Source organism: Pseudomonas sp. E141, assembly GCF_052659885.1.
Genome location: NZ_CP084024.1, coordinates 4,712,882 through 4,737,361, shown reverse-complemented (window position 1 = coordinate 4,737,361; position 24,480 = coordinate 4,712,882). Strand labels below are relative to the sequence as shown.

At 61.3% G+C, this 24,480-nt stretch carries 24 protein-coding genes; 16 read left to right on the top strand and 8 right to left on the bottom strand.

The window, feature by feature from the left end; translation table 11 throughout:
- Nucleotides 1-2 precede the first annotated feature (2 nt).
- Genes GKKCFE_RS21160 through cyoE form a run of 3 tightly spaced genes read left to right on the top strand, consistent with a single transcriptional unit; the run spans nt 3 to nt 1,864 of the window.
- The gene (locus tag GKKCFE_RS21160; RefSeq protein ID WP_047228598.1) at nt 3-629 is read left to right on the top strand and encodes a cytochrome o ubiquinol oxidase subunit III; all 627 of its coding nucleotides are present in this window, start codon (nt 3-5) and stop codon (nt 627-629) included.
- Nucleotides 630-965 (top strand): cytochrome o ubiquinol oxidase subunit IV, encoded by a 336-nt coding sequence (cyoD, locus tag GKKCFE_RS21155; protein WP_025211927.1) that lies wholly within the window; start codon nt 630-632, stop codon nt 963-965.
- An 11-nt stretch (nt 966-976) separates the two neighbouring features.
- Nucleotides 977-1,864, top strand: a complete 888-nt coding sequence (gene cyoE, locus GKKCFE_RS21150; RefSeq protein ID WP_047228597.1) for a heme o synthase — start codon at nt 977-979, stop codon at nt 1,862-1,864.
- Nucleotides 1,865-2,206: 342 nt separating this feature from the next.
- On the opposite strand, the gene GKKCFE_RS21145 is transcribed toward cyoE, so the two are convergent.
- The 3 genes from GKKCFE_RS21145 to GKKCFE_RS21135 form a co-directional block, all read right to left on the bottom strand.
- Nucleotides 2,207-2,911: a hypothetical protein gene (locus GKKCFE_RS21145; RefSeq protein WP_092456206.1), complete on the bottom strand. Its 705-nt coding sequence runs from the start codon at nt 2,909-2,911 to the stop codon at nt 2,207-2,209.
- Between the two features lie 138 nt (nt 2,912-3,049).
- A complete protein-coding gene (locus GKKCFE_RS21140) occupies nt 3,050-4,063 on the bottom strand; it encodes a GGDEF domain-containing protein (protein ID WP_139049172.1) in 1,014 nt (337 codons plus the stop codon).
- A gap of 193 nt (nt 4,064-4,256) precedes the next feature.
- On the bottom strand, nt 4,257-5,174 hold the full coding sequence (locus GKKCFE_RS21135) for a LysR family transcriptional regulator (protein WP_445577052.1): 918 nt from the start codon (nt 5,172-5,174) through the stop codon (nt 4,257-4,259).
- 98 nt (nt 5,175-5,272) lie between these two features.
- Between GKKCFE_RS21135 and GKKCFE_RS21130 the strand changes: the two genes are divergently transcribed.
- Both GKKCFE_RS21130 and GKKCFE_RS21125 read left to right on the top strand, forming a co-directional pair.
- Entirely contained in the window at nt 5,273-6,448 is a 1,176-nt protein-coding gene (locus GKKCFE_RS21130) for an aspartate aminotransferase family protein (protein ID WP_445577051.1), read from the top strand.
- Nucleotides 6,449-6,552: 104 nt separating this feature from the next.
- Nucleotides 6,553-7,287, top strand: a complete 735-nt coding sequence (locus tag GKKCFE_RS21125; RefSeq protein WP_076383595.1) for an OmpA family protein — start codon at nt 6,553-6,555, stop codon at nt 7,285-7,287.
- Between the two features lie 127 nt (nt 7,288-7,414).
- Here GKKCFE_RS21125 and ehuA read toward each other — a convergent pair whose 3' ends face one another.
- From ehuA to ehuB, 4 genes are all read right to left on the bottom strand, one after another.
- Nucleotides 7,415-8,284, bottom strand: a complete 870-nt coding sequence (ehuA, locus tag GKKCFE_RS21120) for an ectoine/hydroxyectoine ABC transporter ATP-binding protein EhuA (RefSeq protein ID WP_445577050.1) — start codon at nt 8,282-8,284, stop codon at nt 7,415-7,417.
- Complete coding sequence (gene ehuD / locus GKKCFE_RS21115) at nt 8,284-8,940, bottom strand: ectoine/hydroxyectoine ABC transporter permease subunit EhuD (RefSeq protein ID WP_047228592.1); 657 nt, start codon at nt 8,938-8,940, stop codon at nt 8,284-8,286. Before ehuD ends, ehuA begins: the two co-directional genes overlap by 1 nt.
- A complete protein-coding gene (gene ehuC / locus GKKCFE_RS21110) occupies nt 8,937-9,596 on the bottom strand; it encodes an ectoine/hydroxyectoine ABC transporter permease subunit EhuC (RefSeq protein ID WP_047228591.1) in 660 nt (219 codons plus the stop codon). The genes ehuD and ehuC overlap by 4 nt, the downstream gene beginning before the upstream one ends.
- Nucleotides 9,597-9,662: 66 nt before the next feature.
- Entirely contained in the window at nt 9,663-10,520 is an 858-nt protein-coding gene (gene ehuB, locus GKKCFE_RS21105) for an ectoine/hydroxyectoine ABC transporter substrate-binding protein EhuB (protein ID WP_047228590.1), read from the bottom strand.
- Nucleotides 10,521-10,810: 290 nt separating this feature from the next.
- Here ehuB and ehuR point away from each other — a divergent pair, with 290 nt between their 5' ends.
- The 8 genes from ehuR to GKKCFE_RS21065 all read left to right on the top strand — a co-directional run bounded on the left by ehuR (nt 10,811) and on the right by GKKCFE_RS21065 (nt 20,318).
- Complete coding sequence (gene ehuR / locus GKKCFE_RS21100; RefSeq protein ID WP_445577049.1) at nt 10,811-12,205, top strand: MocR-like ectoine utilization transcription factor EhuR; 1,395 nt, start codon at nt 10,811-10,813, stop codon at nt 12,203-12,205.
- A 213-nt stretch (nt 12,206-12,418) separates the two neighbouring features.
- Nucleotides 12,419-13,390 carry a hydroxyectoine utilization dehydratase EutB gene (eutB, locus tag GKKCFE_RS21095; RefSeq protein WP_445577048.1) on the top strand — a complete coding sequence of 324 codons (972 nt, stop codon included), beginning with the start codon at nt 12,419-12,421 and terminating at the stop codon, nt 13,388-13,390.
- Between the two features lie 24 nt (nt 13,391-13,414).
- Nucleotides 13,415-14,407, top strand: coding sequence for a cyclodeaminase (locus GKKCFE_RS21090; RefSeq protein WP_445577047.1), 993 nt, complete (start codon nt 13,415-13,417; stop codon nt 14,405-14,407).
- 41 nt (nt 14,408-14,448) lie between these two features.
- Nucleotides 14,449-15,639 carry an ectoine hydrolase DoeA gene (gene doeA / locus GKKCFE_RS21085; protein ID WP_445577046.1) on the top strand — a complete coding sequence of 397 codons (1,191 nt, stop codon included), beginning with the start codon at nt 14,449-14,451 and terminating at the stop codon, nt 15,637-15,639.
- 3 nt (nt 15,640-15,642) lie between these two features.
- Nucleotides 15,643-16,644 (top strand): N(2)-acetyl-L-2,4-diaminobutanoate deacetylase DoeB, encoded by a 1,002-nt coding sequence (gene doeB / locus GKKCFE_RS21080; RefSeq protein ID WP_047228585.1) that lies wholly within the window; start codon nt 15,643-15,645, stop codon nt 16,642-16,644.
- A gap of 195 nt (nt 16,645-16,839) precedes the next feature.
- Entirely contained in the window at nt 16,840-17,319 is a 480-nt protein-coding gene (locus tag GKKCFE_RS21075; RefSeq protein WP_139049176.1) for an Lrp/AsnC family transcriptional regulator, read from the top strand.
- Nucleotides 17,320-17,448: 129 nt separating this feature from the next.
- Nucleotides 17,449-18,936, top strand: coding sequence for an NAD-dependent succinate-semialdehyde dehydrogenase (locus GKKCFE_RS21070; RefSeq protein ID WP_445577045.1), 1,488 nt, complete (start codon nt 17,449-17,451; stop codon nt 18,934-18,936).
- Nucleotides 18,933-20,318: an aspartate aminotransferase family protein gene (locus GKKCFE_RS21065; protein ID WP_107321904.1), complete on the top strand. Its 1,386-nt coding sequence runs from the start codon at nt 18,933-18,935 to the stop codon at nt 20,316-20,318. The genes GKKCFE_RS21070 and GKKCFE_RS21065 overlap by 4 nt, the downstream gene beginning before the upstream one ends.
- Nucleotides 20,319-20,559: 241 nt before the next feature.
- Here the strand turns inward: GKKCFE_RS21065 and GKKCFE_RS21060 are convergent, their stop codons facing one another.
- A complete protein-coding gene (locus tag GKKCFE_RS21060; RefSeq protein WP_047228581.1) occupies nt 20,560-20,997 on the bottom strand; it encodes a YhcB family protein in 438 nt (145 codons plus the stop codon).
- A 148-nt stretch (nt 20,998-21,145) separates the two neighbouring features.
- Here GKKCFE_RS21060 and GKKCFE_RS21055 point away from each other — a divergent pair, with 148 nt between their 5' ends.
- The 3 genes from GKKCFE_RS21055 to zapE all read left to right on the top strand — a co-directional run bounded on the left by GKKCFE_RS21055 (nt 21,146) and on the right by zapE (nt 24,350).
- On the top strand, nt 21,146-21,775 hold the full coding sequence (locus GKKCFE_RS21055; protein WP_047228580.1) for an alpha/beta hydrolase: 630 nt from the start codon (nt 21,146-21,148) through the stop codon (nt 21,773-21,775).
- A 24-nt stretch (nt 21,776-21,799) separates the two neighbouring features.
- Nucleotides 21,800-23,155, top strand: a complete 1,356-nt coding sequence (locus GKKCFE_RS21050; protein WP_445577044.1) for a tryptophan--tRNA ligase — start codon at nt 21,800-21,802, stop codon at nt 23,153-23,155.
- 100 nt (nt 23,156-23,255) lie between these two features.
- Nucleotides 23,256-24,350, top strand: a complete 1,095-nt coding sequence (gene zapE / locus GKKCFE_RS21045; RefSeq protein ID WP_047228578.1) for a cell division protein ZapE — start codon at nt 23,256-23,258, stop codon at nt 24,348-24,350.
- Nucleotides 24,351-24,480 lie beyond the last annotated feature (130 nt).

Below are 24,480 nucleotides of genomic sequence, written 5' to 3'. Positions count from 1 at the left end.
CCATGTCGAACTTAGTGACCAATGTTGGACACGCCCATGGTCATGACCATGGGCACGATGACCATCACCACGACTCGGGCGAGATGACCGTATTCGGTTTCTGGCTCTACCTGATGACCGACTGCATTCTGTTTGCGTCGATCTTCGCGGTGTACGCGGTGCTGGTTAACAACGTCGCCGGTGGCCCGTCGGGCCACGACATCTTCGAGCTGCCGTATGTGCTGGGCGAAACCGCACTGCTGTTGTTCAGCTCGATCACCTACGGCTTCGCCATGCTGGCGTTGTTCAAGGGCAAGAAAACCCAGGTACTGGGCTGGCTGGCGATGACCTTCCTGCTGGGCGCCGGCTTTATCGCCATGGAGATCAACGAGTTCCACATCCTGATCGCCGAAGGCTACGGCCCTAGCCGCAGCGGCTTCCTGTCCGGGTTCTTCACCCTGGTCGGCACCCACGGTCTGCACGTGACCAGCGGCCTGATCTGGATGGCGATCATGATGTACCAGGTCCACAAAAACGGCCTGACCGCCACCAACAAGACGCGCCTGAGCTGCCTGAGCCTGTTCTGGCACTTCCTGGACGTGGTGTGGATCTGCGTATTCACCGTTGTTTATCTGATGGGGACCCTGTAAATGGCTAACGCACATTCCCACGATGGCCACGACGCCGGCCACGGCAGCGTCAAGTCCTACGCCATCGGTTTCATTCTGTCGGTGATCCTGACGGTTATTCCGTTTGGCCTGGTGATGTACCCGACGCTGCCGAAAAGTCTGACCCTGTGGATCATCCTGATCTTCGCCGTGGTCCAGGTACTGGTGCACCTGGTGTACTTCCTGCACCTGGACCGCTCCGCTGCCCAGCGTAACAACGTGGTCGCGTTTGTCTTTGCCGCGATCGTCATTGTCCTGCTGGTCGGCCTGTCGTTGTGGATCATGTTCAGCATCCACACCAACATGATGGCGCACTGAGGAAAGTCCGGATGTCCTTAAAGCACTTTATCCAAATCACCAAGCCGGGGATCATTTTCGGTAACGTGCTTTCTGTGGCAGGCGGGTTTTTCCTGGCCTCGAAAGGGCATGTCGATCTGGCCATCTTTCTGGCGGCGATGATCGGCACTTCCCTGGTGGTGGCGTCCGGTTGTGTATTCAACAACTGCATCGACCGCGACATCGACATCAAGATGGAGCGCACCAAGAACCGCGCCCTGGTCCAGGGCCTGATCCCGGTGCAACTGGCCCTGGCGTTCGCCACGGTGCTGGGTGTCGCCGGTGTGGCGCTGCTGTACTGGGTGGCCAACCCGTTGGCGGCGCTGTTCGCGGTGATCGGGTTTGTCATCTATGTCGGTTTCTACAGCCTGTACCTCAAGCGCAAGTCGGTCCACGGCACGCTGGTGGGCAGTCTGTCGGGGGCGATGCCGCCCGTGATCGGTTACGTCGCGGTGAGCAACAGCTTCGACATGGCGGCGCTGACGCTACTGGTGATGTTCAGCCTGTGGCAGATGCCGCATTCCTACGCCATTGCGATCTTCCGCTTCAACGATTACCTGGCCGCCTCGATTCCGGTGCTGCCGGTCAAGCGCGGCATCCAGGTGGCCAAGAAGCACATCCTGCTCTACATCCTGGCCTTCCTCGTGGCAACCTTGATGCTGACCTTCAGCGGCTACGCCGGCATGAGCTACCTCGCCGTCGCCGCCGCCATGGGCATGTACTGGTTGTACATGGCCTGGACCGGCTACAAGGCGGTGGATGACACGGTTTGGGCACGCAAGCTGTTCGTGTTCTCGATCTTCACCATCACCGCCCTGAGCGTCATGATGTCCCTGGACTTCAAAGTGCCGAGTGAGTTGTTGCTGACTTACGCGCCTTAAGCTTCAGACACCACACAAAAAGCCCCGCCTTCGAGAGAAGCGCGGGGCTTTTTCATGGGTGTTGCCTGGGCTGATGATGTCCAGTGGGAGCGGGCTTGCTCGCGAAAGCGGTGGGTCAGCTGAGGTGATGTTGACTGACAGGGCGCCTTCGCGAGCAAGCCCGCTCCCACAGGTCTACGGCGAGCACATAATCTGCGAACGCCGCTGATCCATTGTGGGAGCGAGCCTGCTCGCGATGACGCCGGCCCATTCAACATCGATGCAAGCTGAACCACCGCTATCGCGAGCAAGCTCGCTCCCACAGGTTCTGGCGGCGGGCTGACAACCGCCGAACAAGAAGGCTTATTGCTGGGCGATGCTGTAGCCGTCGAACGCTTTCTGCTGTTGCAGGGCGGTGACGATGCTTTTGCGGGTGACCGGTTGTTCGGTGCCGTCGTTGTCCAGGAAGATGTCATTTTCCAGCTCGGCCTGGTCGCCTTCGCCGACGAAACTGAAGCCCAGGAATTCGAAGGCCTCGCGGTCGACGTTCGGCTTGGAGCGTGGGGTGCGCAAGGGCAGGGTGACGCTGATGCCGTCCTTGCTGATGACAAACACTTCGGCCTCTTTCTTGGGCCGCGAAGCCTTGCCTTTGCTGCCGCTCGGATTGCTGATGGCCTGGTGGGTCTGGTTCAGCACTTTCAGGGCCAGGCCATAAACCAGTTCTTGGAAGGTCGGGTCGTCCTTGTAGCTGGACAGGATACGGCTGATGGGGAAGCGGCTGCTCAGGTCTTCCAGTGCCGCGAAATCGGCGGCTTCGGCGTCCTTGAGCTGCTTGAGCTGGCCCATCAGTTCGTAGGCCTTGTCATCGTCGAACGCGTCATGGGCCTGACGGATGGCGTTGCGCAGCTCACGGATCTGATCGCTTTCGCGGTTCGACTGGAACGCATCGAGAACCATCTCACTGATGCTTTTGGCCTGAGGCAGATGCTGTGAAAGATTGATGGAGTTTTCGTATTCCGCTTTGGACGACAGGGTGACTACGGATTCAGCGGTATTGGAATCGGACATTGAAATTTCACTACTTCTGTTAGCTGGATGAGGCGAGAAAGGCGTTGAGCTTTTTTCCGGTCGCCTAATCTATTGGACCCGGGCGGCGTTGTCACGGTTGAACCGGTGGCAGGTCGGCATTTGTTGTTCAGGTACGCATCATTGGCAGATCACATTCTTGCCGGCCACCTTGGAGCGATACAGCGCCTGGTCCGCCCGGTCCAGCAGCATCGTGTGCTGCTCATCCCCATGCCGCTGCACCACGCCAAAACTCATGGTGACCTGGAAATCGCCCACCGGCAGCAGATCGGACAGGCTGCGGCGAATGGTTTCAGCCATCAGGCAGGCGTCGGCCAGGGAGGTATTGGGCAAAATCATGATGAATTCATCACCCCCCCAACGTGCGAGCAAGTCGCCGTCGCGTTCGCAGCGTTTAACGGCTTGCACCACTTGCACCAGCGCTGCGTCGCCGAAAGCATGACCGTAATGATCATTGATGTCCTTGAAGTCATCGACGTCCATGGCGATCAGTGACAACGGCTCGCGAAAACGCTGGGCACGCTCGCAGGCCAGCGGCAGGGCCTGTTCGAGACGATAGCGGTTGGCAACCCGCGTCAGGGCGTCGGTTTCGGCAAGCCTGCGGTTTTCGTCGAGCTGGATCTGCAACTGATGGTTGACCCGGGACAGTTCCAGGGTTCGCTCCTGGATGACGGCTTCCAGCGATTTGTTGCGCCGTTCCAGTTGTTCGAACAGACGCTTCTTGTCGTCAATGCTGCGATGGGCGCCGATCATCCGCGCCACCGTGCCGTCGGGGTTACGGGCGATCACATAGCCACGGTCCTCGATCCACATCCAGGAGCCGTCGCGCGTGCGACAGCGGTATTCGGCCTGGTAGTGATGGGAGCGTTGTTGCAGGTGGTCGTCGAACAAAGCCATCACCTGCGGGTAATCATCGGGATGGATCACGCTTTCCCACGTCAGCACGGTGTTATCGAGTGAGTGAGGCGGATACCCCAGCATCGTGTACCAGCCAGGGTTGCGGTAGACGAAACCGGTGTTGGCGTTCCAGTCCCAGATGCCATCGCTGACCAGCTCAAGGATGGTGTGCAGCACACCTTCGTCCAGACCGGACAGGTCGAGGCGCAGCATATCGATGTTCGAGGCGTCGCCCATCGTCGTTTCCTCAATCAGCCTTGATATCAAAATGCTCGTCCAAGGAAGAAGAGTAGCCGATGGGGCGGAGTGGCACTAGCGGGGTTACGCTCTATTGGCGCGCTGCCGAGGGCCGGGGGGCGGACGGTCTGTGTGGGACTCAAACGTTGGGGGAAAGATCGCAGCCTCGTTGCACGCGTCAGCTCCTACTTTGTCATTCGGGTTGAGTTTGGGGTTTGCCCCATTGCTGCATCGCAAATTCGACAAAGCTGCGCAGTTTGGGCAACCGATAGCGATCCTGCGCATACATCAGGTTCATTGGCCGGTGGGGAAGTTGATAGTCCTGCAGCAGCGCGACCAGATGGCCTTCCTCCAGGTCTTGCGCCACCAGTGCATCGGGCAGCATGACCACGCCCATGCCGGCCAGGGCCGCGCGATGCAGTCCTGACGAACTGTTGATCAGCATCGGCCCGGTCACCGGCACCTTGATTTCACCTTCCGGCCCGTTGATGGGCCAGTGATCCTGGGCGAAGCGCCACTCGTCGCCGGCGGAATAGGCGAAGGACAGGCAGTCGTGCTGCTCAAGGTCAGCGGGTCTTTGCGGCGTGCCTCGGCGCGCCAGGTAGGCCCTGGATGCGCAGATGGTCAGGGTGTAGTCCATCAATGGTCGGGCGATCAGCTTAGGGTCGATGGGGCCGAGACGGATGGCGACGTCGAAACCGTGATCCAGCAGGTCCAGGCGTTGGTTGGTCAGCACCACGTCGAGTTTAAGCTGGGGATGGAGCCGGCTGAATTCGGCCAGCGCCGGGGCAAGTCGCTCGGTGCCAAAGGTCAGTGGCGCGGTGATGCGCAAGGTGCCGGTGGGCTCGCCTTGCGTCTGCTCGGCCAGTCGTTCGGAATCGGCCACCAGCCCGAGTACTTCCAGGCAGCGCTGGTAATAGGAAAAGCCGAATTCCGTTAGGCGCTGGCGCCGCGTCGTACGGTTGATCAGGCGCACGCCAAGACGTTCTTCCAGTGCGCGAAGGTGATTACCCACCATGGTGGTGGACATTTCGCACGCTTGGGCCGCCGCTGTCAGGCTCCCGGTTTCCACCACTTTGACGTAAACCGTCATTGCCTGAAAAAGATCCATTATCAAGCCTGGCTTTAAAATGATTGAAGGAATGTAGCGTTTATCCAGCAAGAGTGGCTAACCATACTGGAAAAAACCACCTGATGGAGCTTGAAGCCATGACCGCCGCCTGCCTGATGACCACCTACCAACCCCTGGCACTGAATTTTACCCATGGGTTGGGTACGCGCCTGTGGGATCAGGACGGTCGCGAGTACCTGGATGCGGTGGCGGGCGTGGCTGTGACCAACGTCGGCCATTCCCACCCTCGACTGGTGGAGGCTATCAGCGAGCAGGCTGGCCTGCTGCTGCACACCTCCAACCTGTACGGCATCGACTGGCAGCAACGGTTGGCGAAAAAACTCACTCAGCTCTCAGCCATGGATCGGGTGTTTTTTAACAACTCTGGTGCCGAGGCCAACGAAACCGCACTGAAACTGGCGCGCCTTTATGGCTGGCACAAAGGTATCGAGCAGCCATTGGTGGTGGTCATGGAGAATGCGTTTCACGGACGCACATTGGGCACCTTGTCCGCCAGTGATGGCCCGGCGGTGCGCTTGGGCTTCAATCGGTTGCCGGGGGATTTCATCAAGGTGCCATTCGGTGATCTGGCGGCGCTGGAAAATATTCAGCAGGTTCATGGCGAGCGCATCGTTGCGGTACTGGTGGAACCGATCCAGGGCGAAAGCGGTGTGCAACTGGCGCCGCCGGGCTATCTCAAGGCCTTGCGTCAACTGTGCACCCGGCGCGCCTGGTTGCTGATGCTCGACGAGATCCAGACCGGTATCGGCCGCACCGGCCAATGGTTTGCCTTCCAGCACGAAGGCATCGTGCCGGACATCATGACCCTGGCCAAGGGCTTGGGCAATGGCGTGCCCATCGGCGCCTGCGTGGCCCGGGGCAAAGCGGCCGAACTGTTTACCCCTGGCAGCCACGGCAGCACCTTCGGCGGTAATCCGCTGGCCTGCCGGGTGGGCTGCACGGTGCTGGACATCATCCAGGAGCAAGGTTTGCTGGACAACGCCAGGCATCAGGGTGAACAGTTGCTCAACCGGCTGACGGCCGAACTGGCGGACAACCCGAACGTGCTGGCGATTCGCGGCCAGGGCTTGATGATCGGCGTCGAACTCAAGCAACCGGTCCGCGACCTGAGCCTTTGCGCCGCACGTGACCACGCTCTGCTGATCAATGTCACTCGCGGCAAGACCATCCGCCTGCTGCCCCCGTTGACCATTGATGGGCGGGAAGTGGAGATGATCGTCAGGGGGGTGAGCCGGTGCCTGGCGCAGGATTAAGGCAAGTGCGACACGGCTGGACGGAATTTTTGCCAATTGCCGTGTTCCAACGCCAGCCAGAGTCGATACTGGCACTTCAGAATTAAAATACCAGGAGCACCTTCATGTTCACCTCGCGTCGCTTGATTGTTGTCGCAACCGCTGTGGCCCTGCTGTCCGGCTGCGCGTCGCCTAATCCTTATGACAACCAGGGGCAGGCCTCCACAGAGTCCTCCGGCATGAGCAAGACTGCCAAGTACGGCGGCCTCGGTGCCCTGGCCGGTGCGTTGGCCGGTGCGGCCATCGGTCACGATAACCGTGGCAAGGGTGCATTGATCGGCGCTGCGGTCGTGGGGGCTTCCGCGGCCGGCTACGGTTACTACGCCGACCAGCAGGAAAAGAAACTGCGTGCCAGCATGGCCAATACCGGCGTTGAAGTGCAGCGCCAGGGCGACCAGATCAAACTGATCATGCCGGGCAACATCACCTTCGCCACCGACTCGGCGAACATCGCGTCCAGTTTCTACCAGCCGCTGAACAACCTGGCCAACTCCCTCAAGGAGTTCAACCAGAACCAGATCGAAATCGTGGGTTATACCGACAGCACCGGCAGCCGCCAGCACAACATGGATCTGTCGCAACGTCGTGCACAGAGCGTGGCGACCTACCTGACGTCCCAAGGTGTCAGTGGCGCCAACCTGACGGCCCGCGGTGCCGGCCCGGACAATCCGGTGGCCAGCAATGCCGACGTCAATGGCCGCGCGCAAAACCGCCGTGTCGAAGTCAACCTCAAGGCCATTCCGGGCCAGCAATACCAGACAGCGCCGCAGCAGGGGCAGACTTACCAGCAGTACCCATAACCGCTGGGCGGTAAATGAAAGGGGGCCCCTGAAAACAGGGGCCCCCTTTTTTGCGGCTAGCGTTTGGACCTTTGTGGCGAGGGAGCAAGCTCCCTCGCCACAACAGTGTTCACTTTAGTAGATAGGTTCAGTTAGCCTCTTTCACCGCACTCAAGAACGCGCACGTGCGCTCCTGCTGCGGGTTTTCGAAGATCTGCGCCGGAGTGCCCTGTTCGTGGATCTGCCCTTTGTAGAAGAAGCACACCCGGTCGGCGAATTCCCGGGCGAAGCCCATCTGGTGGGTCACCATCAGCATGGTCAGGTTGTGCTCGGCTCCCAGTTTGCGGATCACATTCAGCACTTCGCCACACAGTTCCGGATCGAGTGCCGAGGTCACTTCGTCAAACAGCATCACCTTGGGTCGCATCGCCAGCGCCCGGGCAATCGCCACCCGTTGTTGCTGGCCGCCGGACAACTGCGAAGGGTAATGGTCGAGCTTGCTGCCCAGCCCCACCAGCTCCAGTAAATCGGCGGCGCGCTCCCGGGCTTCCTTCGGATTCATGCCCAGCACCTGCACCGGCGCCTCGATCACGTTTTGCAGCGCGGTCATGTGGGGAAACAGATTGAAGCTCTGGAACACCATGCCGATCTTGCCGCGCACACGGCGGATGTGCCGGTCGTTGGCCGGCACCAGCACGCCGTTGCGGTTGGGCATGTGGGTCAGGGAATCATCTTCGATACAGATCTGGCCCTGGTCGATGCCTTCCAGGGTCATCAACACCCGCAACAATGTGGACTTGCCCGAGCCGCTGGGGCCGATGATCGCGACTTTTTCACCGGGCGCGACATCCAGGTTCAGATGGTCGAGCACCGTAAAGCTGCCATAGCTTTTGGTCACGTCCTGGAAACTCACGATCGGCCGGGACGGTGTCTGATCTTGCATGGCCGGGGCCTCCTGCTGCGACGCCAGCGTGCTGCGCCGGGACAAATCGGTGGGCGAGGACAGGGGTAAAGTCATTAGCGTAGCTCCATGCGCGTTTCAAGGCGCCGTACCAGATAGGCCAAGGCGAGGCTCAGGGCGAGGAAGAACAGGCCGACCATGGTGATCGGCTCCAGGTAACGGAAATGCTCGGAGCCGATGTTCTTGGCCTGCTGCATGATTTCCACCACGGTGATCGCCGACAGCACCGGCGTGTCCTTGAGCATCGCCACCAGGTAATTGCCCAGCGGCGGTATGATCGGCCGCAGCGCCTGGGGCAGGATGATGTTGCGGTAAGCGTTGTACGGAGCGATGTTCAGTGCCGTCACCGCTTCCCACTGCGCCCGCGGCACCGCGTCGAGGCCGCTGCGATAGACCTCGGCGATGTAGCAGGCGTAGTGCAGGCCGATACCCAGGATCCCCACTTGCATGGCCGTCAGGCTCAAGCCGTAGTTAGGCAGCACGTAATAGAGGAAATACACCTGGATCAGCAGCGGCGTACTGCGGATGAACTCGATCACGGCGGTGGCCGGCCATGACAGCCAGACTTTCCGGCTGCGCCGACCAATTGCCAGGAACAGCCCCAGGACAATCGCGATCAGAAAGCCGATCAGGGTGATGCCCACCGTATTGAGCGAGGCGCGCAGCAAGTCCGGCAGGATCTGTGCGGCGTAGGACCAGTCGAACAGGGTCATGACAGACCTCCACGCATCCGGCCCCGGCTCAGTCGTCGTTCGACATGGCGCATACCCAGGTTAATGGCCTGGGCGAGGATGAAATACATCACCAGCGCCAGGCTGAAGATCTCCAGGGTCTGGAAGGTTGCCTGATCCAGCTGCCGCGCGCGGAAGCTCAGGTCGGACAACGTGATCAACGACACCAGCGACGTGTTCTTGAGCAATTCGATCAGCAGGTTGGTGCCCGGTGGGATCGCCGCCAGCAGGGCCTGGGGCAGGATGATCCGTTTGAAGCGCTTGAAGCCGCTGAAATTCAGCGCCGTGCACGCTTCGTATTGCCCCTTGGCCACCGAGCTGATGGCGCCGCGCATGACTTCGGCACCATAAGCGCCGATGTGCAGGCCCAGGCCGACAATCGCCACAGCATAGGGGCTCAACTCAACGTTGAACGGCGGCAGTGGTAGCACGAAGAACAACCAGAACAACTGCACCAGCAGCGACGTGCCCCGAAACACTTCGATGTAGGTGATGGAAAACCAGCGCAGCGCTCGCCACGGTGACAGTCGCCCCAAGGCCGCCAGGACCGCGGCGACGATCGCCAGCAGCGAGCCGAGAAAGGTCACCTGAAGCGTGACCCAGGCCCCTTGAATCAATAACGGAAGTAATTCGCCCATGGTTCAACCCGATATCCGATGAAGCAGGGAACAGGCATCACGCACTGCGCGTCATGCCCGTTTCGGCTATGGCTGAGCGCAGAGCTCGGCCGCGGTTTTGCTGGTCACGTTGGACTTGTCGAAACCGAACGGCGCAACGGCCTTGAGGTGTTCTTCAGAGCCTAGCCATTTCTTCAGCTCGGCATTGACCGCATCGCGCAGGTCTTTGTCTTCGGGGCGGAAGGCGAGGGCGCCGTAGCCGATGTGCGACGGGTCGTCCTTGAACTCGGTCATCGCCTCAACCTTGTCACCGCCCTTGCTGGCCAGGCCCTTCATGGTCAGTTGCGTGCCGACGGCAGCGTCCGCGCGACCGGCGCGCACCGCTTGCAACTGCGCGGTGGTGTCGGGGACCTGAAGGATCTGCTCATCCTTGACCCCGGAATCCCGGGCGTACGCCAGGTTCACCGTACCGGCCATGATTGCCAGCTTCACGTCCGGTTGTTTGGCGATGTCTTCATAGCTGTGCAGTTGCTTGGGATTGCCCTTGGCCACGAGCAGGGCATCGGGCAACTGGTATTGCGGATCGGTGAACAATACCTGCTTGCAGCGCGCCGGCGTGATGTACATCCCGGCGGCAATCACATCGAATCGGCCGGCGCGCAGGCCGGGAATCAGCGAGCCCCATTCGGTGAGCACGCCGTTGACCTGCTTGATGCCCATCTTGGCGAAGATGATCTTGGCGATTTCCGGTGATTCACCGGTAACGGTGCCGTCGGTTTCGGTAAAGGCGAACGGCGTTTCGTTGGCGTAGCCGATCCGGATGCTGCTGTTGCTTTTGACGGTATCGAGGGTGGCGGCGTGAACGCTGCCAGCCAGGCCAAGTACGGCACAAGTCATTAAGAGCCGACGCAGGGGCGCGCATGTGGCGGGAAGGAAATTGCTCATCGGTAAAATCTCCTGTTTCTTGTGGATCCGTCGTTTGACGGCTCTGTGGTAGGAGGCAGTGTTACAAGAGCAAAGCGTACAGCGGCTGATCCGGCCTTGGCCTGGAATCGGGAGCGGCGCCGGTACAGGTCGATCCGGCTTTTTTGTCGGGGTGGTGAACCCGCCTGGATGACAACCTTGGACCGAGCATACAAAAGCCCCGGCACCGATTGTATTGCACTAGGACAATTGCTTTGTCGCCGTTGCCGCGGGATGCTGTGCGCACCAGAACACACGCGGGTTGCAGCGTCATGGAAAAGTGGAAATCAGCCTTGGACGCGGCCCGTAGCGGTGAGTCCAAATACAAGATTCTGGTACAGGCTATTGCTGACGATATCGAGCAGGGCGCCCTGGCCAATGACCAACGCCTGCCGCCGCAACGGCAAGTGGCCGACGCCATGGGCATCAGCGTGCAGACCGTTACCAATGCCTACAAGGAGCTGGAGCGCCAGGGGCTGGTGCGCTGTGAAGTGGGGCGCGGCAGCTTCGTTTCGCGACGCATGAGTGATCGGGTCGCGACCTACATCCTCGACAGCCCCGAGCGAGCGCTGGTGGACTTTTCCATCACGCGAATCATGCACACCCGCGAGCACGACCAGTTCTGGCGCGACACCTGCCTTCAATTGAGCACCGAAGAAGATCAGCCGTGGATTCATGCTTTTCGTCCGATCGCAGGTTTTGAATCCCATCGCGAAGCGGCTGCCCAATGGATCGGCCGCCAGAGGTTGAAGGTTGATCGCAACGACATATTGATCACCAACGGCGCAGCCCATGGGATCTTCCTGGCCCTCGCTTCCCTGGCCGGTCCCGATGATGTGGTGCTTTGCGAAGGGGTGACCGACCACGGGGTGATCGGCAATTCCCAGGTGCTGGGCTTCACCCTCAAGGGCCTGGAGATGGATCGCTATGGCATCGACCCCGAGCACTTCGAGGACATGTGCAGCAACGAACGCATCACTGCGCTGGTGTGCACGCCGAACCTGAACAACCCCACCACCAGCCTGATGCCCGACATCCGCCGGCGGGAGATCGCCGAGATTGCCCGGCGCTTTGGTGTGCACATCATCGAAGACGACGTATACGGTCCGCTGCTGGACGAGCGCCGTGCGCCGCCCATCAGCCACTACCTGCCGGAGCTGTCGTTCTATTGCACCAGCATGACCAAGTCGGTGCTCACGGGGCTGCGCATCGGTTATCTGGTGGTGCCCAAGCGCCTGGCGCTGCGCACCGAGAGCATCCTGCGGGTCAACAGCTGGATGGCCACGCCGATGGTCTCGGAGATCGCCGCCCGCTGGATTCGCGATGGCCGCGCCGAGTCGCTGGTGCAGCTGCAACGACGGCTGTTGTCGGGGCGGCAGGCGATGGTGACCGAGTACATGGGCGAGCATCTGCTGGGCCAGCATCCTCACGCCTTGAATGCCTGGATAGGCATCCCACCCCGGTGGGAGGTGGACAGCCTGGTGCGGGCGCTGCGGCACAAACACATCGCCGTGACCTCTCCCGACCCGTTCACCGTGCGCGGCACCCCCAAACCTCGAGCGGTGCGAGTATGCGTAGGCGCCGAATGCAGCGATGAGGAAATGCGCCATGCGCTGATCGGCATGCGCGAGATGTTTGACCAGTATCCGCAGGTGCATGATTTTTAACTGTGGGAGCGAGCCTACTCGCGATAGCGGCGTAACAGCCAACAGAAACTGTGGCTGTACTGTCTCCATCGCGAGCAGGCTCGCTCCCACAGGGGATTTGTAGTGGTCGAGGATTTGGGGCCGGACAATCATTGATTAAATTGCCCTAGTACATTCATCACCACAATCCAGCCCTCTTAGACTGCGCCCAACACATCAGCTCGGGACGCGGTCATGGCAGTGTTGCAGCTACAGGATGTCTACCTCGCTCGCCAGCGCATCGAATCGCTGGTGCGGCGTACGCCCATGGAGCATTCCCCCAGCCTGTCACGGCTGATGGGGGTGGCGGTGTACCTCAAGCTTGAATCCCTGCAAATCACCGGCAGCTTCAAATTGCGTGGTGCGAGCAATGCCGTGGCCCAGCTCAGCCCCGAGCAAAAGGCCCTCGGCGTGGTCACCGCTTCGACCGGCAATCATGGTCGGGCGCTGGCCCATGCCGCTTCGCAACAAGGCGTCAAGGCGATTGTCTGCCTGTCGAACCTGGTGCCGGCTAACAAGGTCCAGGCGATCCGCGACCTCGGTGCGCAGGTGTGCATCGTCGGTCAGTCCCAGGACGATGCCCAGCGCGAAGCCGAACGCATCGCCAGAGAGCAGGGTGCGACCTTTCTGCCGCCCTTCGACCATCCAGCGATCATCGCCGGCCAGGGCACCCTCGGCCTGGAGATCCTCGAACAACAGCCGGATGTGGCCCAGGTGCTGGTGCCGTTGTCCGGTGGCGGCCTGTTCGCCGGTGTGGCGCTGGCGCTCAAAAATGCGAATCCGGCGATTCAGGTGCATGGCATCAGCATGGCCCGAGGTGCCGCCATGGGCGCCAGCCTCGCCGCCGGGCATCCGGTGGAAGTCGAGGAGTTGCCCACCCTGGCGGACTCCCTCGGCGGCGGCATCGGCCTGGACAACCGCTTCACCTTCGACATGACCCGACAACTGAGCGATGACCTGCACCTGCTTTCAGAAGCTTCCATCGCCAATGCCTTGCGCCACGCCTATCACGAGGAACGCCTAGTGCTTGAGGGCGCTGCCGTGGTGGGCATTGCCGCGCTACTCGACGGCCTGATCGAACCGCGCGGCCCCATTGTGCTGGTGGTCAGCGGGCGCAACGTCGACACCGAACAACATGCCCGCGTGATCGCCGGGGCCCAGCAATAACCCTCAGCCGCAACGGAGCCAGCCATGAGTGAAGTCATCCTATTGAGCGAAGCGGATCTGCGCAGTTGCGTGGCCCTCGACTTGCCCAGCATCGACGCCATCGAGCAGGCCTTTGTGCTGCTGGCAACGGCGGCTGTGGCGATGCCGCCGATCCTGCGGCTGGACATCCCCGAACATAACGGTGAGGTGGATGTGAAGACCGCTTACCTGCCGGGTCTGGAGCGGTTTGCGATCAAAGTCAGCCCAGGCTTTTTCGATAATCCGAAACTCGGCCTGCCCAGCCTCAACGGCATGATGATGCTGTTGTCGGCGCGCACCGGTTTGCTCGAGGCGCTGTTACTCGACAACGGCTACCTCACTGCCGTGCGCACGGCAGCGGCCGGGGCGGTGGCGGCGCGCTGCCTGTCCCGTCCGCAGAGCCGCAGTGTCGCGTTGATCGGCGCCGGCGAGCAGGCCGCGTTGCAGCTTCAGGCACTGCGTCTGGTGCGGCCCATCGAAGAGGTACGGGTCTGGGCTCGCGATGCACAAAAGGCCCAGGCCTTCAGTGCCGAACTGGCACGTGAGACGGGGCTTTCGGTGACACCGTGCGCAACGCTCGATGCCGCGCTGGAAGGCGTGGACATCGCCATCACCTGCACCCCCAGTCGTGAGCCGCTGATCGAGTCCCGGCATCTGCATCCCGGCCTGCATATCACGGCAATGGGTTCGGACGCGGAACACAAGAACGAGATTTGTCCGCAAGCCTTGGCGGCGGTGGACTGCTACGTCGCCGATCGTCTGAGTCAGACCCGCGTGCTCGGCGAATTGCATCACGCCCTGGCGGCCGGTGTCGTCGGCGATGAGTCGGCGTTGCTGGAGCTGGGCCAGGTGTTGGCGGGGCAGCGGGCCGGGCGGACCGATGAGGCGCAAGTCACCTTGTGCGACCTCACCGGCACCGGCGCCCAGGACACCGCCATCGCCAACCTGGCTTTCGAGCGGGCACGGGCGGCAGGCAAGGGTTTCCCATTCGGTCGTTGACCGATCTTTTATTCGTGCGTCATTGATCAGAGGGCAGGTGGATGTCAGAGATAGTCGTCAATCTTCCGTTCCAGCGGGAGGAATACGCCCAGCGCCTGGCGAAGGTCCGTGTGGCCATGCAGGTCCAGGGCCTGGAGCTGTTGCTGGTCACCGATCCGTCGAACATGGCCTGGCTCACCGGCTACGACGGTTGGTCGTTCTACGTACACCAGTGCGTGCTGCTGGCGCTGGACGGCGAGCCCGTGTGGTTCGGTCGCGGCCAGGATGCCAACGGTGCCAAACGCACGGTGTTCATGCAGGCCGAGAATATCGTCGGCTACCCGGACATCTACGTGCAGTCGCGCGAACGCCATCCCATGGACTACCTGTCCCGGGAAGTGATCAGCGCTCGTGGCTGGGGCGCGCTGACCATCGGCGTGGAGATGGACAACTACTACTTCAGCGCCGCCGCATACCTGTCGCTGCAAAAACATTTGCCGCAGGCCAAACTGGTGGACGCGGTGGGCCTGGTGAACTGGCAGCGGGCGGTCAAGTCCCCCCAGGAAATCGCCTACATGCGCATCGCCGCGCGCATCGTCGAGAACATGCACGGTCGGATTCTGGAGCGGATCGAGCCGGGTATGCGCAAGAACGAACTGGTGGCCGAGATCTACAGCAGCGGCATCCTTGGGGCCGATGGTCATGGCGGCGATTACCCGGCCATCGTGCCCTTGCTGCCCACTGGTGCCGACGCCAGCGCGCCGCACCTGACCTGGGACGACTCGCCGTTCGAGAAGGGCGCCGGGACTTTTTTCGAGATTGCCGGTTGCTACAAGCGTTACCACTGCCCGCTGTCACGCACCATCTACCTGGGCAAGCCGCCGCAGTATTTTCTCGACGGCGAAAAAGCCGTGGTCGAGGGCATCGCCGCCGGCCTGGACGCGGCCAAGCCGGGCAACACCACGGGCGACATCGCCGTGGCGTTTTTCAAAGTGCTGGAGAAGTTCGGCATCCACAAGGACAGCCGTTGCGGCTACCCGATCGGTATCAGTTACCCACCGGATTGGGGCGAGCGCACCATGAGCCTGCGCCCCGGCGACACCAGCGTGTTGCAGCCGGGCATGACGTTCCACTTCATGCCGGGATTGTGGATGGACGATTGGGGCCTGGAAATCACCGAAAGCATCCTGATCACCGAAACCGGCGTCGAGACGCTGTGCAACGTGCCTCGTCAATTGTTCGTGAAGGATTGAGCCATGACTGACTTGCCTGCCAATCCCATCAGCGCCACGGTCGATTTCACCCGCGAGGGCGTACAGCACGGTTTCCTCAAACTGCCGTATTCGCGAGACGATTCGGCCTGGGGCGCGGTGATGATTCCCATCACCGTGATCCAGCGCGGCAGCGGCCCGACGGCGTTGCTCAGTGGTGGCAACCACGGCGATGAGTACGAAGGCCCGGTAGCCCTGAGCAAGCTGGCACAACGGTTGACCGCGCAAGAGGTGAGCGGAAGGGTGATTATCGTGCCGTTCATGAACACCCCGGCGTTCCATGCCGCACGCCGGACTTCGCCCATCGACAAGGGCAATCTCAACCGCAGTTTTCCCGGCAAGCCGGACGGTACCGTCACCGAGAAAATCGCCGATTACTTCAACCGTACATTGCTGCCTTTGGCCGACATCGTCCTGGACATCCACTCCGGTGGCCGCACTCTGGACTTCCTGCCATTCGCCGCCTGCCACGTGTTGCCGGACAAGCAGCAACAGGCCCGTTGCGAGGCGGGGATGCTGGCGTTCAATGCGCCGTATTGCATGCGCATGCTGGAACTGGACGCCGGGGCGATGTACGACACTGCCGCCGAATCCCAGGGCAAGGTGTTTGTCACCACCGAACTGGGCGGTGGCGGCTCATCGACGGCCCGCAGCGTGGCGATTGCCGAGCGCGGCGTACGCAATCTGCTGATCCACGCCGGCATCCTGCGCGGCGAAATCGAGCTACAGCCATCGATGATGCTCGACATGCCCGATGCCAGTTGCTTCATCGCCAGCGAACACGACGGCCTGCTGGAAATGTGCCGCGACCTGGGAGAACACGTGACCCTGGGCGAGGTGGTGGCGCGTATCTATGACGCCACTCGCAGCGGCGTCGCCCCCATCGAATACCGCGCCGCCCGCAGCGGACTGCTGGCGGCCCGGCACTTTCCGGGGCTGGTGCGATGTGGCGATACCTTGGCAGTGATTGCGGATGTGTTGGCGTGAATCGGGTTGGGCACTGAACTTGTGGCGAGGGGATTTATCCCCGCTGGGTTGCGCAGCGACCCTACAACCTGACACTTCGGTATGGCAGACAGATTGAGTCAGTAGCTTGGGGGCTGCTTCGCAGCCCAGCGGGGATAAATCCCCTCGCCACAATTGATGTATGCCTTGAGTTTTTAATCACCGGGAGCCCGGCCCATGCACAAGCTCGACCGCTATGACCTCAAGATCCTGCAGATCCTCGCGGAGGATGGACGGATCACCAAGTCGAGTCTGGCCGAGGCGATCAACCTTTCGGTGACGCCGGCCTGGGAGCGGGTGCGCAAGCTGGAAATGGCAGGGCTGATCACCGGATATCGGGCGCAGATCGACTGGGGCGCGGTGTTCAAGCGTCAACAGGTGCTAGTGGAAATCACCCTGGCCCGACACACCGCCCAGGACATGCGTCGCTTCGAGCAGCGCATGGCCACCGCCCCGCAAGTTGCGTTCTGTTACGCCACCGGCGGCGGGGTGGATTACCTGGCGATGATCCAGTCTCCGGATATCGATCACTACCAGCGCTTTGTCGATCAACTGCTACTCGAAGACCTCGGCATCGAGCGCTATTTCACCTACATCGTCACCAAAGTCATCAAGACCGGCGGCGCCTTGCCGGCGGAGCTGGCACCGTCAACCTGAGCACCGCAGAAATCACTTTTACAGCCCCTTGTTTCAGAAAAAACCAAGCAATGACCCACGGCAAACACCCGATTATCCAAGTGCTGCTGCCCTAGCATGGTTTCACGCACACGGTCTGGAGTGAACGTCATGACTTATCAACATCCGCTGCTGTTCAAAGCGCTTTGCTACATCAACGGCCAGTGGGTCCACAGCGACAGCGGCCAGAGCATTGCCGTGCACAACCCCGCCACCCGTACGGTGATCGGCCATGTGCCGATGCTCGATCAGCCGCAGATTGTCGCGGCGGTGGACGCGGCCCAGCAAGCATTCCCGGCCTGGCGTGAACAGAGCCTGGATGCCCGGGGCAAGATTCTACGACGCTGGGCGGCGTTGATCGTCGAACACAGTGAAGACCTGGCGCGCATCCTCAGCCTGGAGCAGGGCAAATCCCTGGCCGAATCCCGCGGCGAAATCGCCTATGCCGCAAGCTTCATTCCCTGGTTCGCTGAAGAAGCCCGGCGCTTGTACGGGCAGAACATCCCCAGCCACATTCCCAACGCCCACCTGGGCACCCTCAAGGAGCCAGTGGGCGTCTGCGCGCTGCTCACGCCGTGGAATTTTCCGTCGGCGATGATCACCCGCAAGGCCGCCGCTGCCCTGGCTGCCGGTTGCACCGTGGTCATCAAACCGGCCCACGAAACGCCGTACTCGGCTTTGGCCTTGGCGCAATTGGCCGAGGAGGCGGGTTTTCCTGCCGGGGTCTTCAACGTGGTGTTGGGTGAGCCGCAGATGACCATGGAAACCCTGGTCAAGGATCGCCGTGTCCGCTCAGTGAGTTTCACCGGCTCGACTCGGGTCGGCACACTGGTGCTGCAAGCCGCCGCCCATGATGTGAAGAAAGTCGCCCTGGAGTTGGGCGGCAACGCGCCGTTCATTGTCTGCGCCGATGCTGACCTGGCGCTGGCGGTAAAAGTCGCCGTGGAGGCGAAGTTCCAGACCTCGGGCCAGGATTGCTGCGCGGCGAACCGGATCATGGTCCAGCGCCCGGTTTATCAGGCGTTCCTCAGCCGTTTCGCCGCGGCGGTTCGGGCGTTGCGGGTCGGCCCGGCCATGGTCGATCAGCAGGAGCAGGATGTGGATATTGGCCCGTTGATGCACCAGGCGGCATTCGACGTAACTGCCGACCGGGTCGCCGATGCGCTGGCCCTTGGCGCCCAGCGCCTGGTCGGTGGCGAGGCCCATGCCTTGGGCGGCTTGTTCTACCAGCCAACGGTGCTGGCTGATGTCACGCCGCAGATGCGCATCTACCGCGAAGAAAATTTCGCGCCCATCGCCGGGGTGATGCCATTTGACACTCTGGATGAAGCCATCGAAATGGCCAACGACACCGAGTACGGACTGGCAGCCTATATTTGCTCCAACCGCCTGGACCTCATTTATCCACTGATTCACCGTCTCGACCACGCCATGGTCGCGGTCAACGGCGTCAAGTTCACCGGCCATCCGATTCCCTTCGGTGGCATGAAAGCCTCGGGCCTTGGCCGCGAGGGTGGCAGCGAGGGCTTCGAGCCCTTCGTCGAAACCAAATACTTTTGCCTGCACCATCAAGGCCAGTTCCCAGGAGAATCCGCATGAGCCAGGAATTCAACACGCTGTTCGAACAAGACCGTGCGCATTTCATGCACCCCTCGACCCATGCCCACGACCACGCCAGCGGTGCGCTCAAGGGCCGGATCATCAAGAGCGCAGCGGGCATCCGCATTCGCGACCATGAAGGCCGTGACTTCATCGACGCCTTTGCTGGCCTCTACTGCGTGAACATCGGCTACGGCCGCACCGAAGTGGCCGATGCCATCTACAAGCAGGCCAAGGAACTGGCCTACTACCACACCTACGTCGGCCACTCGAGCGAGGCGATCATCGAACTTTCCAGTCGCATCATGGACTGGGCACCGGAAGGGATGAAAAAGGTCTACTACGGCCTGTCCGGTTCCGATGCCAACGAAACCCAGGTCAAACTGGTGCGTTACTACAACAACGTGCTGGGCCGGCCGCAGAAGAAGAAAATTATCTCTCGCGATCGTGGCTACCATGGTTCGGGCATCATGACCGGCAGCCTGACTGGGCTGGCGACCTTCCACCAGCATTTCGACCTGCCGGTGGAAGGGGTCAAGCACACCGTGTGCCCCCATTGGTATCGCAAGGCCCCGGCGGGCATGGACGAAGGCACGTTCGTACGCTACTGCGCCGATGAGCTGGAAAAAATGATCCTGGCTGAAGGGCCGGACACCGTGGCGGCGTTCATTGGTGAGCCTTTGATGGGCACGGGCGGGATCATTGTTCCGCCGGCCGGTTATTGGGACGCAATCCAGGCGGTGCTGAAAAAGTATGACGTGTTGCTGATTGCCGATGAAGTGGTCTGCGCCTTCGGTCGCCTGGGCTCGAAGATGGGCAGCCAGCGCTACGGCATGAAGCCGGACCTGATCACCACCGCCAAAGGCCTGACCAGCGCGTATGCACCGTTGTCGGCGGTGATCATCGGGGAAAAGGTCTGGAGTGTGATTGAAAAAGCCTCCCAGACCGAAGGCGCCATGGGGCACGGCTGGACCTATTCAGGACATCCGATCTGCGCGGCGGCGGCACTGGCCAACCTCGACATTCTCGAGCGGGAAAACCTCACCGCCAACGCCGAGGATGTCGGCGGCTACCTGAACCGCCGGCTGCGTGAAAGCCTCGAAGGCCATCCGCTGGTGGGTGAAGTGCGCGGTGATGGCATGCTTGCGGCGGTGGAGTTCATGGCTGATCGCGAGCAGCGCAGCGCTTTTGATCCGGCGCTGAAAGTCGGCCCCAGGGTCTCGGCCGCTTGCCTGGAACGCGGCATGATCGCCCGCGCCATGCCCCACGGCGACATCCTGGGCTTCGCCCCGCCGCTGATCCTGACCCGCGAAGAGGCGGACCTGATCGTCGACATCACCAAAGGGGCTATCGATCAGGTGGCGGGTGAAGTGTTGGGGTGAGGGCAGGGTGGCGCAGAACCTGTGACACCAGCTCCCACAGGAGATGGGGGCGGGCACAGACTTTGTGAACACCCCAATCAAAACTGTGGAAGCGAGCCTGCTCGCGAAAGCGGTGTGTCTGAAACGGTGATGCTGGATGTGCCGCCGACATCGCGAGCAGGCTCGCTCCCACAAGGCGTCGGAGTCAAAAAAAGCCCGCCCGATCATGCGATCGGGCGGGCTTTTGGGTGTCGCTTGGAGATTACTTCTTCAAACCGTAATGCTCATCGAGCATGCCGGGTGAATTGGGGGCCTTGGGGGCGTAGTCCCGGGGCGGTTCCTGGACCTCTTTTGGCGGGGTCAGGCGTTCCCGTGGCGTCTGCGCCGCATCAGCGTGCAGGGCGGCCAGCAGGCGTTGGCGAGTCTGCTCGTCGAGGGCCAGGCGATTGGCACCCTCGGACAAATGATCCTGGACGTCCTGGTAGCTCTGAGTGAGTTTTTTCACCAGAGAAGCGGTGCTGTTGAAGTGAGTGACCACTTCATTCTGATAACTGTCGAAACGTTCCTGAATGTCGTCCAGCTGACGTTGCGTGCTGTTAGGCACCGCATTGGGCAGCAGTCGGGCAAGCAGGAATCCAATGGCGACACCGGCAACCAGGGCAAGAGTCGGCAACAGCCAAACTAAGAGCGAGTGTTCCACGAGTCCTTCCTCTATAAACGGCTTTGCTTTACGTTAACGGCTCGGACCTGCGCTGTATACCGCGAAGAACATCGCAATCATGCCAGGCACAGACTTTTAGCTAGACGAGTCGACCCTATTCGGGGTCACGGAGTTCTTTCCCTTGCTTATGCGCGAAACCCCTGTAGTCATTGATGGCCCCGTGGGCCAACTGGAAGCCTTGTACCTGGACAGCGAAGCGCCCCGTGGCCTGGCGCTGATCTGCCACCCCAACCCGGTGCAGGGCGGGACCATGCTCAACAAAGTCGTCTCGACCTTGCAACGCACTGCCCGTGATGCTGGCCTGGTTACGTTGCGTTTCAATTATCGCGGGGTCGGCGCCAGTGCCGGCAGCCATGACATGGGCACCGGCGAAGTCGACGACGCCCAGGCTGCAGCCGATTGGTTGCGGGAAAAATACCCGCAACTGCCGCTCACCCTGTTCGGTTTCTCGTTTGGCGGCTTCGTTGCCGCAAGCCTTGGCGGACGTCTGGAAGCCCAGGGCCAGCCACCCAAGCACCTGTTCATGGTGGCCCCGGCGGTGATGCGCCTGGACGCGCAATCGCCCTTGCCGATGAGCGGCGAGTTGACCGTGATCCAGCCGGAAACCGACGAAGTGGTCGACCCCCAGCTGGTTTACCAATGGTCGGACGCGCTCCAGCGCCCCCATGAGCTGCTGAAAGTGGCAGAATGCGGGCACTTTTTCCATGGCAAGCTGACCGATCTCAAGGATCTGCTCCTGCCGCGCCTCTCGAATTGACAGCAGTCTGACAAGCGATAACCCATGACGACTCGTACCCGCATCCTGACCGGCATCACCACCACCGGCACCCCGCACCTGGGCAACTACGCCGGCGCTATCCGTCCGGCGATCCTCGCCAGCCGCGACACCAACGCCGATTCGTTCTATTTCCTGGCCGACTACCACGCCTTGATCAAATGCGATGACCCGTTGCGCATCCAGCGCTCGCGCCTGGAAATCGCAGCGACCTGGCTTGCCGGTGGCCTGGATGTGGACCGCGTGACCTTCTATCGCCAGTCCGACATTCCCGAAATTCCGGAACTGACCTGGCTGCTGACCTGCGTCGCCGCCAAGGGGTTGCTCAATCGCGCCCACGCCTACAAGGCGTCGGTGGACAAAAACGTCGAGGCCGGCGAAGACCCGGATGCCGGCATCACCATGGGGCTGTACAGCTACCCGGTGCTGATGGCCGCGGACATCCTGATGTTCAACGCCCACAAGGTGCCGGTCGGTCGCGACCAGATCCAGCACGTGGAAATGGCCCGCGACATCGGCCAGCGCTTCAACCATCTGTTCGGCCAGGGCAAGGAGTTTTTCACCATGCCCGAGGCGCTGATCGAGGAGAGCGTCGCCACCCTGCCGGGCCTCGATGGCCGCAAGATGTCCAAGAGCTACGACAACACCATCCCGTTGTTCAGCAGCGCCAAGGACATGAAGGACGCGATCTCGCGGATCGTCACCGACTCCCGCGCACCGGGCGAAGCCAAGGATCCGGACAACTCCCACCTGTTCACCCTGTTCCAGGCCTTCGCCACGCCAGCGCAGTCCGACGAGTTCCGCAGCGAACTGCTGCAGGGCCTGGGTTGGGGCGAAGCCAAGAACCGCCTGTTCCAATTGCTCGACAGTGAACTGGGCGAGTCCCGCGAACGTTATCACCAGTTGATCGAACGCCCGGCGGACCTTGAAGACATCCTGCAACTGGGCGCGAAAAAAGCCCGGGCCGTGGCCACACCGTTCCTCAACGAACTGCGCGAAGCCGTCGGCCTGCGTTCGTTTGTCAGCCAGGTTCAGGTGGCGACCAGCACGAAAAAGAAAGTGGCCAAAGCCGCACGTTTCGTGAGCTTTCGCGAAGACGACGGCAGTTTCCGCTTCCGTCTGCTGGCCGCCGATGGCGAGCAATTGGTGTTGTCGCGCAATTTTGCCGATGGCAAGACCGCGGGCCAGGTCACCAAGCAACTGCAAGCCGGCCAGCCACTGGACGTGCGCAGCGACGAGCTGAGCTTCAGTGTCTGGCTTGACGGCGCCTGTGTGGCCGACAGTCCGGCCTTTGCGGACAGCGTCGCTCGGGATGCTGCCATCGAGGCTTTGCGCGTGGCCCTGACGCCAGTTCAGGACTGAACCGGGGCTATTCCGACCATCGGCTCGAATAAGGGCCGATTGCCATTCCCGCGGGCCGTCGCTACAGTGACGGCCCGTTTTTGTTGCCTTGCTAACGAATATGACGCCCCTAGAACGATATCAAGCTGATCTGAAACGCCCGGAGTTCTTCCACGACGCAGCCCAGGAAACGGCAGTGCGGCATTTGCAGCGCCTGTACGACGATCTGGTCGCCGCGTCGAACAACAAGCCGGGCTTGTTGGGCAAACTGTTCGGCAAGAAGGATCAGGTCCCGGTCAAGGGCCTGTATTTCTGGGGCGGTGTCGGCCGTGGCAAAACCTACCTGGTCGACACCTTCTTCGAGGCGTTGCCGTTCAAGGAGAAGACACGGACGCACTTCCACCGCTTCATGAAGCGTGTGCATGAAGAAATGAAGACGCTGGGCGGCGAGAAGAACCCGCTGACCATCATCGCCAAGCGGTTCTCCGACGAGACCCGGGTGATCTGCTTCGATGAGTTTTTCGTTTCCGACATCACCGACGCCATGATTCTCGGCACCTTGATGGAGGAGCTGTTCAAGAACGGCGTGACTTTGGTCGCCACCTCGAACATCGTGCCGGACGGTCTTTACAAGGACGGCCTGCAACGCGCGCGTTTCCTGCCGGCCATTGCGCTGATCAAGGAACACACCGACATTGTCAACGTCGACAGCGGTGTGGATTATCGCCTGCGTCACCTGGAGCAGGCGGAGCTGTTTCACTTCCCCCTGGACGCCGCAGCTGAAGAAAGCCTGCGCAAGAGCTTCCGGGCCCTGACGCCGGAATGCACCCAGGCGGTCGAAAATGATGTGTTGGTCATCGAGAATCGCCAGATCCGCGCCGTGCGGACCTGCGATGACGTGGCCTGGTTCGACTTTCGTGAACTGTGCGATGGCCCTCGTAGCCAGAACGACTACATCGAGCTGGGCAAGATCTTCCACGCGGTACTGCTCAGCAACGTGGAGCAAATGAGCGTCACCACCGACGACATTGCCCGCCGGTTCATCAACATGGTCGACGAGTTCTACGACCGTAACGTGAAGCTGATCATTTCGGCCGAAGTCGAACTCAAGGATCTCTACACCGGCGGTCGCCTGACCTTTGAGTTCCAGCGAACCTTGAGTCGGTTGCTGGAAATGCAATCACACGAATTCCTGGCGCGGGCGCATAAGCCGTAATCCGGTTCGGATAAAAAAGGCCTGCAATTGCAGGGCTTTTTTGCGCGTGCGAGCTCAACGGCGCACCGCATAACGTTGTGGGAGCGAGCCTGCTCGCGATAGCGGTGTGGCAGCCAGCATTGATGTTGAC